The sequence below is a fragment of the Chromobacterium subtsugae genome (genome assembly GCF_001676875.1).
Lineage (GTDB): Bacteria > Pseudomonadota > Gammaproteobacteria > Burkholderiales > Chromobacteriaceae > Chromobacterium > Chromobacterium subtsugae.
On the sequence record NZ_JYKA01000018.1, the window covers coordinates 82746 to 97506 of the forward strand.

The window sequence follows — 14761 nt, forward strand, 5'->3', positions numbered from 1 at the left end:
AGAATCAACCATCGGGCGGCCTCCGCGCCGCCCCGCATCACAAGGAAACACCATGCCAGCCCAAATCGACGTCAAGATCCTGGACGCGCGCCTGCGCGACAACCTGCCCGCCTACGCCACCCCAGGCTCGGCCGGCCTGGATCTGCGCGCCGCCACCGAAGAGACGATGACCATCCAGCCGGGCGAAACCAAGCTGATCCCGACCGGCATCGCCATCCACCTGGACAACCCCGGCCTCGCCGCCATGCTGCTGCCGCGCTCCGGCCTTGGCCACAAGCACGGCATCGTGCTGGGCAATCTGGTGGGCCTGATCGATTCCGACTACCAGGGCCAGATATTCGTGTCGGTATGGAACCGCGGCCAAGAGCCGTTCCGCCTGGAGCCGATGGAGCGCATCGCCCAGATGGTGATCGTGCCGGTGGTGCAGGTGGGCTTCAATCTCGTCGACGACTTCGCGGCATCCGACCGCGGCGCTGGCGGCTTCGGCAGCACCGGCCGCGGCTGAGTCCGTCCGATCGCGCCCGCCCGCCGGCGGGCGCTTGCCTATAATCGGGAAAGCGAGGGCGCATGGCCGGATGGGCCGTCCGCCGCCCCAGGAGCCTCCCGATGACGCAGACACCGCTTCCGGATCAGACCGAAAGCAAACTGATACTCGACAGCCTGGTCGAGCTGACGTCGCAGCGCGAACAGGATATGCTGGAGTCCAGCCTGCTCTCCACCCTGGTGGAGGTCATGCGCGTCGACCGAGTGGAGCTGTTCTCCTGCCGCTGGGTCAACAACGCTCCCTATATCCGCCGCCGGCTGGAGGCCCGCTCCGGCGCCGGCAAGCCGGACATCCGCGAAACCAGCGCCGACAGCTGGCAGCCGCCGCCGGTTTTTCTTTACGAGCTGCTCGACCAGCTGGACCGCGGCGACGGCATCCACCGCATTCCCGGCGGCATGTGCCTGCCGCTGCGCTGCATGGGCAGCATCACCTCGCTGGTGATCATCCACGCCGCCGGCGACGCCAAGATCAACCGCGCCATGCTCAAGGCGATGGCGCGGATACACGAGAACTTCCTGCGCGTGCTGTTCGAGGCCGACCGCGACATGCTGACCGCGCTGCACAACCGCCGCAAGTTCGACCAGCGCATCTACGGCCTGATCGCCGCGCTGCAACACCCGCAAGCCCCGCCTGACCCTTGCGTGCTGGCCCTGCTGGACGTCGATCTGTTCAAGCGGGTCAACGACCTTTACGGCCACATGGTCGGCGATGAGGTGCTATTGCTGCTCGCGCAGCTGATGCAGCAAAGCTTCGGCGAGGACGACGGCCTGTTCCGCTATGGCGGCGAGGAATTCGCGCTGCTGCTGCAGGCGCCGGATCTCGAGCAGGCGGAAGCGGCGCTGGAGCGCTTTCGCCAGCGGGTGGCCCTGCATGTGTTTCCCCAGGTCAAAAATCTCACCATCAGCATAGGCTACACCCGCGTCAACCCTGCCCAGTTGCCGGGCCAGTTGGTGGAGCAAGCCGACCGCGCGCTGTACTACGCCAAGAGCCACGGCCGCGATCAGATCCGCAGCTACGAGAAGCTGGTGGCGGACGGCTCGCTGGCCGCGCCGCAGGCCGGCGGCGAAATCGACGTGTTCTGAAGGCCGGACGCCGCGGCGCCCGGCCCCGTCAACCGTCAGGGCAGCTGGACGATGCGGTTCAGCGGCGGCGCATCCACCCGCGCCCGCGCCTGGAAGTAATCCACCAGCACATCGACATCCACGCCGCCGCCCACCCGGTTCGCCCCCTGGGTCAGCACGGTGAAGCCATCGCCGCCGCCGGCGATGAAATTATTCACCTGCACCCGGTAGACCTGCCGCGGATCCACCGCCAGCCCGTTGATGCGGATGCTGGCGATGTCGACCTTGCTGCCGGCCGGCGCGGACTGGCTCCAGGCGTAGCTGAAGCCGGCCGACACCTGCAGCATCTTGGGCTGGGCCGGGTTGCTCCACTGCTGCTCCAGCAATTGGTCGATCTGCTGGCCGGTCAGGTCCATCGTCATCATGGTGTTGCCGAAGGGCTGAACCGTGTAGAGCTGCTTGTAGCTGACGCTGCCGTCGCCCCCCGGCAGAATGTCCGCCCGCACGCCGCCCGGGTTCATAAAGGCCGCCAGCGCGCCCTGCGCCTGGCCGGCCGCCAATTGCGCGTCGGCCACCACATCGCCCAGCGTGGTTTCCCCGGCGGCGTTGGAGGCGCGGGTCAGCGGGCCGGACGCCTGTCCCACCACCTTGTTGGCGATAGGCGCCACCAAGGCCTGATAGGTCTGGATCAGGCTGGCGACGTCCGCGCGCGGCGCGATGTCCTGGCTCACCACCCGGTTGGCCGCCTGGATCGAGCCGGGGACAAAGCCCTTGGTCGCCGGGTCCAGCTTGAAGTCTATCTCGGTGAACAGTTGGCCATAGTTCTTGGCGCTGGTAACCCGCCGGCCGTCTATCACGCAGTTGTAGGCCTGGTGTGTATGGCCGGTCACGACCAAGCCCACCGCCTTGTCCAGCTTCTTGACGATGTCGACGATGGGGCCGGAGATGCCGTTGCAGTCGTTGAAGCTGCCGCTTTGATAGCCGCCTTCATGCACCACCACCACCACAGCGGACACGCCCTGCGCCTTCAGCTTGGGCACCAGCGCGTTGACGGTGTCGGCCTCGTCCTGGAAGCTCAGGCCCTGGATGCCGGTGGGCGACACGATTTCCGGCGTCCCCTTCAGCGTCATGCCGATAAAGGCCACCGGGATATTGCCGTAGCGCTTGATCTCATAGGCCGGAAACAGCGTGCCGCCATCGGATTTGCGCACATTGGCGGCCAAAAACTTGAACTTGGCGCCGGCGAACTTGCCGCCGTTCCGGCAGGTGGTGCTGGAGCCGGGCTTGCAGCCGCCGTTTTGCATCCGCAGCAGCTCCTCCTGGCCGTCGTCGAATTCGTGGTTGCCCACCGCGTTGATGTCCAGTCCCAGCAGGTTCATCGCCTCTATCGTCGGCTCGTCGTGGAACAGGCCGGACACCAGCGGGCTCGCCCCTATCAGGTCGCCGGCCGATACCACCACGGTATTGGGCGACTTGTCGCGCAGTGACTTCACCCAGGCCGCCAGGTAGTCGGCGCCGCCGGCGCTCACCTTGATGGTTTTGCCGGGATTGGCCGGGTCCGGCACCGACAAGGCGCCGGGCGTTTCCAGATTGCCGTGGAAATCGTTGAAGGCGATCAGCTTGACCGCCACCGCGGGCTGGCGCTGCTGATTATTGTTTTCGCCTCGTCCTCCCACGGAAGAAGAGTCCGACATGCAGGCGGCCAGCGCCAGGCTGACGCTCAGGCACAGGCTCAGCGGAATCAGTTTCATTGACTTGCTCCATTGTTATGTTGGCGTCCCGCCGCGGGCCGCTGCCACGGACCGCATGCGGGGCCTGCCAACATACACAAGTCGAATGAAATTTAATAAACGTTTTTCATGAAATTCAGAAATTAAATTCTGAAAAATATCCTTTTCACAACAAAATTCCGAAATGAAAAACGCCGCGAGCAAGCTCGCGGCGTTTGGCGCCTCCGGCCTCGCGGCCGGAAATCCGTTTGGCCGATCAGGCCAGCAGATGGTTGTTCAGCTCGCGCATGCCGGCGGACAGCATCGCCAGGTCCAGCGCGCTGAACGATTGCAGTTCGGCGAACATCTGGCCGCACACTTCCACCGCCGCGTGCTGCTTCTCCAGCCACTGCACCGCGAAGGTTTCCGTCGCCGCGCCATCCAGCAGAGCCTGGCGCGCCAGGTTGCGGTGCACGCGGTACAGGTCGTCGCGCAGCGCCGAGCGCGCCAGCGACTGCCAGCGGTTGTCGCGCGGCAGGCTGGTGATGGCGTCGCGCAGCCAGTCCAGCTGCAGCGTGCTGCCCAGCTGGAAGTAGTTGGCGGCCACCTGTTCCAGGGTCAGCTTGCTGCCCTCGCTGATTTCGATGATGTCCATCAGCGGCACGGCGAACTCCAGGCGCGCCAGCACCTGGGTCAGCGCCTGCGGCAGATTGGCGTGGGCGATGCGCTGTTCCAGCGCCGCCACCGCCGGGTAGCGTTCCGACGGCACCAGCTTGGGCAGCTGGGCCAGCAGGCCCTGCACCTTGGCAGCGTACTGTTCGATCACGGCGTTGACCGAGCCGAACGGACGCTTGTTGCGCAGCACCCAGCGGGTGACGCGCTCCACCAGCGTGCGCACCAGCACCATCAGCTGCATCTGCTGATCGGCCGGCACCTTGTTGTCCAGCGCCTCGATCTGGCCCCACAGGCTTTCCGCGTCGAACACGCGGCTGGCGATCCACCATGCGCGGGAGATGTCTGCCGCGGAGAACGGCGACTCTTCCTGCATGCGGAACACGAAGGTGGTGCCCATGCGGTTGATGATCTGGTTGGCCAGCTGGTTGGAGATGATCTCGCGGCGCAGCTGATGCTGTTCCATCTGCTTGCCGAAGCGCTGTTGCAGCGGTTTCGGGAAGTAGTTGACCAGCACCGGCAGGAAGTCGCGGTCATCCGGCAGATCGGTGGCCAGGATGGCCTGGTCCAGCGAGATCTTGCTGTAAGCCAGCAGCACGGCGATCTCCGGCACGGTCAGGCCCTGGCGGGCCAGGCGGCGCTCGTTGATCTGGGTTTCGGACGGCAGGTACTCGATCTCGCGGTTCAACTCGCCGGTCTTTTCCATGTGCGCGATCATACGCGCATGGGTGGTCAGCATCGCCGCCGACTCCTGGCGCTTGATGGCCAGGATCTGGGTCTGCAGCACGTTGTTGCGCAGCACCAGGTGGCCCACCTCCTCGGTCATCTCGGCCAGCAGCTCGTTGCGCTGCTTCAGCGTCATGTCGCCTGCCTGCATCACCGCGCCCAGCAAGATCTTGATGTTGACCTCGTGGTCGGAGCAGTCGACGCCGGCGGAGTTGTCGATGGCGTCGGTGGCGATGCGGCCGCCGGCCAGCGCGAATTCGACGCGGCCCAGCTGGGTGCACGTCAGGTTGCCGCCTTCGGCGACCACGCGGGCCTGCAGCTGGTTGCCGTTGACGCGCACCGGATCGCAAGCGCGGTCGCGGGCGTCAGCGTGGCTCTGCGTCGATGCCTTGACGTAGGTGCCGATGCCGCCGTTGTACAGCAGGTCGATCTTGGCCTTGAGGATCTCATGGATCAGCTCGTTCGGCGCCATCTGGTCCTTGTCGGTTTCCAGCCACGCCTTCACTTCCGGCGACAGCGGGATGGACTTGGCCGAGCGCTCGAAAATGCCGCCGCCTTTGGAGATCAGCTCGCGGTTGTAGTCGGACCAGCTGGAGCGCGGCAGATTGAACAGGCGCGCGCGCTCGGCGAAGCTCTTCTTCGCGTTCGGCGTCGGGTCCAGGAAGATGTGCAGGTGGTTGAACGCCGCCTTCAGGCAGATGTGCTCGGACAGCAGCATGCCGTTGCCGAACACGTCGCCGGCCATGTCGCCGATGCCGATCACGGTGAAATCCTGCTCCTGGGTGTTGACGCCCAGGTGGCGGAAGTGGCGCTTCACCGATTCCCACGCGCCGCGGGCGGTGATGCCCATGCCCTTGTGGTCGTAGCCGGCGGAGCCGCCGGAGGCGAAAGCGTCGCCCAGCCAGAAGCCGTAGGCTTCCGAGATGCCGTTGGCGATGTCGGAGAAGGTCGCGGTGCCCTTGTCGGCGGCCACCACCAGATACGGATCGTCCGGATCCAGGCGGCGCACGTCCTTAGGCGGAATGATCTGGCCGGTCACCAGGTTGTCGGTGACGTCCAGCAGCGCCGAGATGAAGATCTTGTAGCAGGCGATGCCCTCGGCCAGGAAGGCCTCGCGGTCGGACGGCGCCGGCAGTTGCTTGCCGACGAAGCCGCCCTTGGAGCCCATCGGCACGATCACCGAGTTCTTCACCATCTGCGCCTTGACGAGACCCAGCACTTCGGTGCGGAAGTCTTCCATCCGGTCGGACCAGCGCAGGCCGCCGCGCGCCACCTTGGAGCCGCGCAGGTGCACGCCTTCGACGCGCGGGCTGTACACCCAGATTTCAAACAGCGGACGCGGCTGCGGCAGGAACGGAATCTGGTTCGATTCCAGCTTGAACGAAATGTAGGATTTGAACTCGCCGTCGGCGCCCTTCTGCCAGAAATTGGTGCGGCGGGTGGCCAGAATCACAGCCAGGAAGCCGTTCAGGATGCGGTCTTCGTCCAGGTTGGCCACGCCGTCCAGCATGCCGCGCACGGCGGCCAGCAACAGTTCGGCCTTGTCGTCGTCGAAGCCGGCCGGATCCAGGCGGGCATAGAACAGCTCAACCAGGCTGCGGGTGATGGCCGGATAGTTGGCCACGCACTGCTCGATATAGGCCTGGCTGAAGGTCAGGCCGCCCTGGCGCAGGTATTTGGCCAGCGCGCGCACCAGCGAAATCTCGCGCCAATCCAGCGCCGCCACCAGCGCCAGACGGTTGAAGCCGTCGTTTTCGCAACGCCTGGCGAAGACTTGGGCCAGCAACTCCTGGAAGTCATGCTGCACCTGGTCCTGGGCCATCTGCTCGCCGAAGCTGCCGACATCCAGGCCGAAGTCGCTGATCCATACCTGGGAGCCGTCGCCGCGCTTCACGCAGTACGGGTGCTCGTCGCGCACCTTGACGCCCATGTTTTCCAGGATGGGCAGGCTGGCGGACAGGCCCATCGGCTCGCTCTCGCGGAACAGCTTCAGGTTGAACGCCGCGCCGCCGCGGTGGAAGGGGCGGTACAGCTTCATCGCCAACGGCTGGCTGGCGTCGATGGCCTCCAGATGCTGCACGTCCAGCACCGCGTTGCGCACCGCGAATTCTTCGCGGTAAGCCAGCGGGAAGCCGTCTTTATAGCGGTTGAACAGGCCGTTGCCGCGCTCTTCGCCATGAGCTTCCACCAGTTGCTGGTGCAGCTCTTCGCTCCAACCGCGCACCAGGCGCGCGATTTCGGCCTCGATGTCGGCGGTGTGGAATTCCGGCAGCTTGGCGGCCGCGGTGCGGATGATGTAGTGGACGCGGGCCAGGGTGCCGTCGCCGATCTGCACGCTGAATTCGGCGCTGCTGCCGTTGAAGGCGTTCATCAGCACTTTTTCGATCTTCAGCCGCACTTCGGTGCTGAAGCTGTCGCGCGGCACGTAGACCAGGCTGCTGACATAACGGTGGTAGCGGTCGGCGCGCACGAACAGGCGCACGCGCGGGCGCTCCTGCAGGCTGACGATGCCTTCGGCGATCGGTCCCAGCACTTCGGCCGGAATCTCGAACAGCTCGTCGCGCGGGTAGCTTTCCAGCACGAAGCCCAAGGTCTTGGCCTTGTAGCTGTCGTCGACGAAGTCGCAGCCCTTGATCACCGCGCCAACTTTCTGGCGCAGGATGGGCACGTCCTTCGGCGACATCTGGTAGGCGCTGGCGGTATACAGGCCGAGGAAACGGCGCTCGCCTATCACTTCGCCCTTGTCGTTGAAGCGCTTGATGCCGACGAAGTCGACATAGGCCGGGCGGTGGATGATGGAGCGGGTCTGCGATTTGTTCAGGATGATCAGTTGCGGCAGGTGCGCGAGCTCGCGCAGCTCCTGCGGCAGCTGTTCGAAGCTGGCGGAATACTCTTTGTCGCCCTGGTCCTGCAGGATGCCCAGGCCGGATTTCTTGACGATCTTCAGGCTGTCCTTGCCGTCGCGCTTGACCAGGTCGTAGTCGCAATAGCCCATGAACAGGAAGTTGCGGCCGGCCATCCACTCCAGGAAGGCCACGGCCTCCTTGGCTTCGACAGCGCGCTCGCCCTTCAGCTTGGCGAGGTCCTTGCCAATGCCGGCCAGCACTTCGCGCATTTTCGGCTCATCGCTGACCACCAGGCGGATGTCGGCCATCACTCGCTTGAGGTCGGCTTCCAGCTGTTGCAGCAGCGCCGCGTCGCTGATGCGGTCGATCTGCACATGGATCAGCGATTCCAGCGGCAAGCTGCGGTCTTCGGTGCGCTTGATTTCTTGCAGCGCGCCGCTCTTGTCGCGGCCCACCGCCAGCACCGGGTGCACCAACAGGTGCAGGTTGAGGTTGTAGCGCGACAGCAGCATGGAGATCGAATCGATCAGGAACGGCATGTCGTCGTTCACCACTTCGATCACCGTGTGGGTGCTTTGCCAGCCGTCGCGTTCGAAATCGGGGTTGTAGATGCGGCACTTGACCTGTCCGGCAGAGCGTTTGCCGGCGAACTCGTAATGCGCCATCGCTGCGCCGAACAGATCGAGCGAGGAGAACTGCCGCAGGTCGGCGTGTTCGGTCTCTTCGAAGTAGATCGGGAAGAAGGCGGCGAGTTGTTGGGTCTCCTTGGTAGAAAGCTTGCTCTCGGCTACGGCCTGAATATCTGCGATCAGGCTTGCCAGTTCGGTCTTGTTGGTAAGCGACATTTAGCTTCTCTTGTTGTGAGCAGGGAGGTTGTCGGGGCATTGTAGATAGCACTACCCGCCCGGGATTTCCTTAATGCGACATGGTCTTACATAAAAATGGTAAGCCCTATTCCGAAGGCAATACGCCATAGGCATCCACCCCGGCGGAATCCTCGCGATACCTTACAGCAAAGCGACGGGCTGTTACACAAAGACTATTGCAGAGCGCATTGTAGACAACTCAACAATTAGTGCATAAGTATTTGATTTTTATGATATTTCCATTTTTGCACCAAAGTAAGGTAGAATGTGCGCACTTGCTTATGGGGATTGACCAATTCCGCCACTTGTTGTTCCAGTCGGCGGCGCCCCATGGCCGCCAATAAACAAAAGACGGCCCGGATCGGAACAATAACGCTGCCTCCGGTGCGGGGTTTACAAGCGGGTTGCCCGCGCGCTGCGCGCCACGCGCCCAAATAGAGAAGCAGAAGCAACATCATGAAAAAAGCCCTGATCGCAAGCGCCAGCCTTGCCTTGTTCGCCTCCCTGTCCGCCCAGGCGGAAACTCTGCGCTTCGGCATCGACCTCAACTACCCGCCGTTCTCCAAGCAAGGCGCCGACGGCAAGCCGCAGGGCTTCGACATCGACATGGCCTACGCGCTGTGCGCGGCGATGAAGGCCACCTGCCAGATCGTGCCGCAGGACTGGGACGGCCTGATCCCGGCGCTGAACGCCAACAAGTTCGACGCCATCATCTCGTCGATGCAGATCACCCCCGAGCGCGAGAAGGCGGTGGACTTCACCCACAAGTACTACAACATCGCCAGCCGCATGGTGGCCAAGAACGGCGCCAAGGTGGACCCGGCCAGCCTGAAGGGCAAGAAGATCGGCGTGCTGCGCGCCTCCACCCAGGAAAAGTTCGCCAAGGACTTCTGGGGCAAGAGCGGCGCCAGCGTAGTCGCCTACGCCAAGTCGCCTGAATCCTTCCTCGACCTGAAGTCCGGCCGCGTGGACGCCGTCTTCGTCGACAGCGCCGTCGGCGAGCAGGAATTCCTCAAGACGCCGCAAGGCAAGGGCTACGGCTTCGCCGGTCCCAACTACTCCGACGTCAAGTACTTCGGCCCCGGCTGCGGAATCGCCGTCAAGAAGGGCAACAAGGCTCTGGTTGAGCGCCTGAACAAAGCCATCGAGCAAATCCGCAAGGACGGCAGCTACAAGAAGGCCCAGGACAAGTACTTCAGCTTCGACATCTACGGCGGCTGACCCCGGCATCCTCCCTCGGACGGGCGCGCCCGGCGCGCCTGTTCCGGCAATCCCCTTTTCCGAGATTGCTTCATGCTTCAAGGCTATCTTCCCAGCATCCTCGAAGGCGGCGTGCTGACCCTGAAACTGGCGGGCACCGCGCTGATCGTGTCGGTCGCGCTCGGCCTGGTCGGCGCGCTGTTCAAGTCCAGCCAATCGCGCGTACTGACGCTGCTTGCCGAGCTCTACTCCACCGTGGTGCGCGGCATTCCCGACCTGGTGTGGATGTTTCTGCTGTTTTTCGGCGCGCAGATGCTGCTCAACGACGTCTGCGGCTACTTCGGCTGGCAAAGCCCGAACATCGATCCCTTCGCCGCCGGCGTGCTGACCCTGGGCTTCATCTTCGGCGCCTACATGAGCGAAACCTTCCGCGGCGCGATGATGGCGGTGCACAAAGGCCAAATGGAAGCCGGCCTCGCCTACGGCATGTCGCCGCTGCGGGTGTTTTTCCGCATCCAGCTGCCGCAGATGGTGCGCTACGCGCTGCCCAGCTTTTCCAACAACTGGCTGGTGCTGGTGAAATCCACCGCGCTGGTTTCCGTCATCGGCCTCAATGACGTGATGTACCGCGCCGACGCCGCCAAATCGGCCACCCAGCAGCCGTTCGATGTCTACGTCGTCGTCGGCATGCTGTTCCTCATCGTCACCGGCGCGTCCAATCTGCTGCTCCACTGGATGGAGAAGCGCTATTCGCTGGGCGCCAAGGAGAGCGGACTGTGATCGATCCCAAACTGATTATCGAGCGGCTGCCGGAATTTTTCGGCGCCCATGACGGCGGGCCGATGCTGGCCAGCACCGACGGCCTGATCCTCACCTTGCAGCTGCTGGGCGTCTCGCTGCTGCTGGGCCTGGCGCTGGCCATCCCGCTGGCGCTGGCGCGGGTTTCGCAAAACCGTCCTCTGTCCGGCGCGGTATGGCTGTTCGGCTATGTGTTCCGCGGCACCCCGCTCTTGGTGCAGCTGTTCATCATTTACTATGGCCTCGCGCAGTTCGACTGGATCCGCGACAGCTGGGCCTGGCAGTATCTGCAAAACGCTTACGCCTGCGCCATCCTGGCTTTCACGCTGAATACCGCCGCCTACACCACCGAGATCATCGCCGGCCAGCTGCGCAACACCCACTGGGGCGAGATCGAAGCCGCCCGCGCGATGGGCATGAGCCAGTGGCTGATGCTGCGCCGCATCGTGCTGCCTTCGGCGCTGCGCCGCGCGCTGCCCGCCTACAGCAACGAAGTGATCATGATGCTGCAGAGCACCGCCATCGCCGGCCTGGTGACCCTGGCCGACCTCACCGGCGTGGCGCGCCGCATCTATAGCGAAAGCTATATGCCGTTCGAGCCCTTCCTCACCGCCGCCGTCATCTACCTGGGCCTGACTTTCATCCTGGTCTGGCTGATGAAGCGGGCCGAGCGCCGCTACCTGGCCTTTCTCGCGCCCCGCAAGTCATAAGCCTGCAAACGATAGCAAGCGGCAGCAATTCTTCTGCCTGCCGGCTGAAATAAATCGTACAATGCACGGCAAGATACGCCGCCATGCCAGGCCTCCCGGCATGGCGGTCTTTTTGCCAACCGAGTACAGACAATCACACCATGGGTCATCCGCCCCAAACCGGCAAAGCCCTGCGCTTTGGCTTCCTGCTTCTGCCCCACGCCTCGATGGCCGACTTCGCCGCCGCGTCCGAGGTGCTCGCCCACGCTAACTTGCTGGCGGAAAAGCGCCTGTACGAAACTCTGCTGCTGTCGCTGGACGGCGGCCAGGTGCAGCTGTCCAACGGCGTCAAGCTGGGCGTGGACCTGCCGCTGTCCTACGCGCCCAAGCTGGACTATCTGCTGATCCTGGCCGATGAAATCGGCAACGAATTCGCGCTGGAAGAGTTGAGCAAGGGCATCGCCGCCTGCAACACCGACAAGCTCACGCTGGGCGGCATAGGCTGCGGCAGCTACTGGCTGGCCCGCGCCGGCCTGCTGGCCGGACAGCGCGCCACCATACACTGGCGCGAAATCTCGCGGCTGACCGAGGAGTATCCGGATGTGATCGTCACGTCCAATCTGTATGAAAGCGAAGGCCGCTATCTGAGCTGCGCCGGCGGCGCCGCCACCTTCGATTTCATGCTGGACTTGGTGGGCAAACAGCAGGGCCATGAATTCATCGCCCAGCTGTCCGAGCTGTTCAGCATGGAGCGCATCCGCCCGGGCAACGAGCGCCAGCGCATCCCGCTGGCCACCCGCATCGGCGGCAGCCAGCCCAAGCTGACCGAGGCGGTCAGCCTGATGGAGGCCAATATCGAAGAGCCGCTGTCCACCGACGACATCGCCTACTACGTCGGCGTCTCCCGACGCCAGCTGGAAAGGCTGTTCAAGCAGTACCTGGGCACGGTGCCGTCCAAGTACTATCTGGAGCTGCGCCTGGGCCGCGCGCGCCAGCTGCTGCAGCAAACCAGCAAGTCCATCGTGCAGATCGGCCTGGCGTGCGGCTTCTCCAGCGGTCCCCACTTCTCCAGCACCTACCGCAACCACTTCAACATCACCCCGCGCGAAGAGCGCGCCCAGCGCACCCAGACCAGCGCGCTGCAGCGCCAGCCCGCCCAGACCGAGCGCGGCTAGGTCAGCTGGCGCTCCGCCTGCAGCGCCAGCGGCAGCTCGATGCGGAAGCAAGCGCCGCTGGCCGGTATGTTTTCCGCCGAAATCAGCCCGCCGTATTGCTCCACAATGGTCTGGCAGATCGACAGCCCCAAGCCCATGCCATGCGGCTTGGTGGAAAAGAACGGGTGGAACAGCACCTCCAGCAGGTCCGGTGTGATACCGCGGCCGGTATCGCGCACCTCCAGTATGCCTTTGCGCCCCTCGCGGCGGGTATGCACGATCACATGGCGCTTCATCGCCGGCTCGTCGCGCAGGGCATCCATCGCATTGGACAGCAGGTTCAGCACCACCTGTTCCAGCTGGATGCTGTCTGCCATCACCGGAATGGAATAGCCTGACAGCAGCTGCACCACCTCCACGCCGCGCTCGCGCAGATCGTACTCCACCAGAAACATGCAGTTGCCTACCACCTGGTTGACATCTATCAGCCGCGTCTCTATCGCCCGCTTGCTGACCAGCGCCCGCAGCCGCTTGATGATCTCCCCGGCCCTTCCCGCCTGCGCCACCGCCAGCTTGAGCGCCGAATTCACCTGCGGCGGCGCGTCCTCCACCCCATCCAGCAGCTGCATCGCCGCCTGGCAGTAATTGGAAATGGCGGTCAGCGGCTGGTTCAGCTCATGCGCGATGCCCGACGCCATCTCGCCCATGGTATGCAGCCTGGCCACATGCGACAGCTTTTCCAGGTGCTCCTTCACCCGGGTTTCGCTGGCCTCCAGCGCCTCCGCCGTGCGCTGGCGCAACGGCCCCATATCTCGCAGCGCGCATACCACGCCGATCAACACGCCCTCGCGCGACAGCAGCGGCGCCACCCCGCCCTCGACGAAATGCACCTTGCCGCGCGCAGTGGTCAGCTGCATCCGCTCCGCCAGTTCCACCGGGCGGCCTGTGCGGAAGCACTCGCTGATCGGATCTTCGGCGAACTCCGACGCCAACTCGCCCAACAACCGGAACACCTCGTGGCACGGCTGGCCCAGCACTTCCTCGGCCGGCATGTCGACCAGCCGCAGCGCCATCGGGTTCGCCATCTCGATGCTTCTGTCTTGCCGCAGAATCACCACGCCGTCATGGATCGCGCTCAGCGTCACCGACGCGCGCTCGCTCTGCAGGAACAGCTCCTCGTCGGCCTGATTGCGCTCCCGCCGCAAGGCCATCCGCTGCGAATAGATCAAGCCGACCGCCGCCAGCAGCAAGGTGATGAACAGCTCGCGCAGCAATAACGGCAGCAAGGCGAGGTCGTTCAAACGCACATCCTGGGCCACGCCAAGCACGAAAGGCTGCGCCTCGCTGCTCAGAGGAAGCCGCGCCTCCAGCCGCGTCACCACCGGCCACCAATCATGCTCGGCAAAGCGGTGCAGACGTTGATACAAAGGTTCTACGCCATCGCCCTTGGGCAATAGCGACAGATCCAGGCTGCCCGGCAGCCCCTGATCCACCGGCAACTGCAACAATCTGTCGTAGAACACCACCAGCGCCACCATGCCGGCCAGCTCGCGCGCGCCGGATGCCCTCCTCGGCTCGGCCGATGGACGGAACAAAGGCTGCATCAGCATGTAGGCTCGGCCGCCGCCATCGTATAAATCAAAGGGACGAGAAGACACCTTTTGCCCGCTGGACAGCGCCCTGCGCAACTCCGGGGCGAAATGCGGGTCGCCCAGCACATCGTAACCAAACACCGGGCTAACCGCCGGCAGATCCGGTTCTATCATCGACACCACCAGCGACTGCTTGCGCACCGGCGCCGGCTGCCAGCTGCGCTTGCCCATCACGTCGAAATCGCGGATATAAAAGGTCTCGCCGAAGCGGGTTTCCATTTCACGCAAAAACGGACCGCGATTCTCAGCCGTGACATTGCGGAAGAATTCAATCGCATAAAGCTGTTGATAGCGCGGCAACATTTCTCGCGAAAACGCGCTCAAAGCCTTGGCATCGAGCGGCTCGCGCGACAACAGCAGGGCATCTATCGCCGACAGCACCGACTCGTTCTGATCCAACCTGCGCGCCACGCCCGCGTATGCCTGATGCGCAGCCAGCTCGAATCCATCCTGCAGCCTGCGGTACTCACCCATCGCCCACTGGCTCAGCACCAGCAGCGCGCAAACCAGCCAGATAGCACCAAACAGAAGCCACTCGCCACCTTTGAATTTGCTCAAGACTTCCGCCCCAGGGATATATCTGACATTTCAAATAATATGCATTGCATAAAACATCTGCCGCGCATTTTTGCAAAAATCGCTCAAGCAGGCAATGACCGCGAGCCAGGCGCCTAGCCGCACCAGCTGAAGCGTTGAAACAAGGCCCGCGATCGGGCAAGCGGCACGTCGACTGCCCAGTCAAAGCCCGCCAGGCGCCTGGCGGGCAGCGGGATGCGCCCCCTCGCGGGGACTGGCGGATGGGCAGCGGCGACGGACGGTCGCCGCGCGGGTTCGGGGAGGGGAC

The 14761-nt window shown here is 64.0% G+C and carries 10 protein-coding genes; 6 read left to right on the forward strand and 4 right to left on the reverse strand.

Annotated features, from left to right (window positions below; translation table 11 throughout):
• Positions 1–52: 52 nt before the first annotated feature.
• Positions 53–505: a dUTP diphosphatase gene (gene dut / locus MY55_RS18020; RefSeq protein WP_065202839.1), complete on the forward strand. Its 453-nt coding sequence runs from the start codon at positions 53–55 to the stop codon at positions 503–505.
• Between the two features lie 101 nt (positions 506–606).
• Positions 607–1626 (forward strand): GGDEF domain-containing protein, encoded by a 1020-nt coding sequence (locus MY55_RS18025; protein WP_065202840.1) that lies wholly within the window; start codon positions 607–609, stop codon positions 1624–1626.
• A gap of 35 nt (positions 1627–1661) precedes the next feature.
• Here the strand turns inward: MY55_RS18025 and MY55_RS18030 are convergent, their stop codons facing one another.
• The 3 genes from MY55_RS18030 to MY55_RS23815 form a co-directional block, all read right to left on the reverse strand.
• Positions 1662–3356: a bifunctional metallophosphatase/5'-nucleotidase gene (locus tag MY55_RS18030; RefSeq protein ID WP_052878082.1), complete on the reverse strand. Its 1695-nt coding sequence runs from the start codon at positions 3354–3356 to the stop codon at positions 1662–1664.
• 235 nt (positions 3357–3591) lie between these two features.
• A complete protein-coding gene (locus tag MY55_RS18035; RefSeq protein ID WP_047257599.1) occupies positions 3592–8403 on the reverse strand; it encodes an NAD-glutamate dehydrogenase in 4812 nt (1603 codons plus the stop codon).
• A gap of 227 nt (positions 8404–8630) precedes the next feature.
• Entirely contained in the window at positions 8631–8882 is a 252-nt protein-coding gene (locus MY55_RS23815) for a hypothetical protein (RefSeq protein WP_146008340.1), read from the reverse strand.
• On the opposite strand from MY55_RS23815, the gene MY55_RS18040 reads away from it, so the two are divergent.
• From MY55_RS18040 to MY55_RS18055, 4 genes are all read left to right on the forward strand, one after another.
• Positions 8881–9645, forward strand: a complete 765-nt coding sequence (locus MY55_RS18040; RefSeq protein WP_043579906.1) for an ABC transporter substrate-binding protein — start codon at positions 8881–8883, stop codon at positions 9643–9645. The genes MY55_RS23815 and MY55_RS18040 overlap by 2 nt on opposite strands.
• A gap of 72 nt (positions 9646–9717) precedes the next feature.
• Complete coding sequence (locus MY55_RS18045; protein ID WP_047244192.1) at positions 9718–10404, forward strand: ABC transporter permease; 687 nt, start codon at positions 9718–9720, stop codon at positions 10402–10404.
• Positions 10401–11132: an ABC transporter permease gene (locus MY55_RS18050; protein WP_080962018.1), complete on the forward strand. Its 732-nt coding sequence runs from the start codon at positions 10401–10403 to the stop codon at positions 11130–11132. Before MY55_RS18045 ends, MY55_RS18050 begins: the two co-directional genes overlap by 4 nt.
• Before the next feature lie 140 nt (positions 11133–11272).
• Complete coding sequence (locus MY55_RS18055) at positions 11273–12286, forward strand: GlxA family transcriptional regulator (RefSeq protein ID WP_047244191.1); 1014 nt, start codon at positions 11273–11275, stop codon at positions 12284–12286.
• On the opposite strand, the gene MY55_RS18060 is transcribed toward MY55_RS18055, so the two are convergent.
• Positions 12283–14475 (reverse strand): ATP-binding protein, encoded by a 2193-nt coding sequence (locus MY55_RS18060; RefSeq protein ID WP_230623437.1) that lies wholly within the window; start codon positions 14473–14475, stop codon positions 12283–12285. The genes MY55_RS18055 and MY55_RS18060 overlap by 4 nt on opposite strands.
• Between the last annotated feature and the right edge of the window lie 286 nt (positions 14476–14761).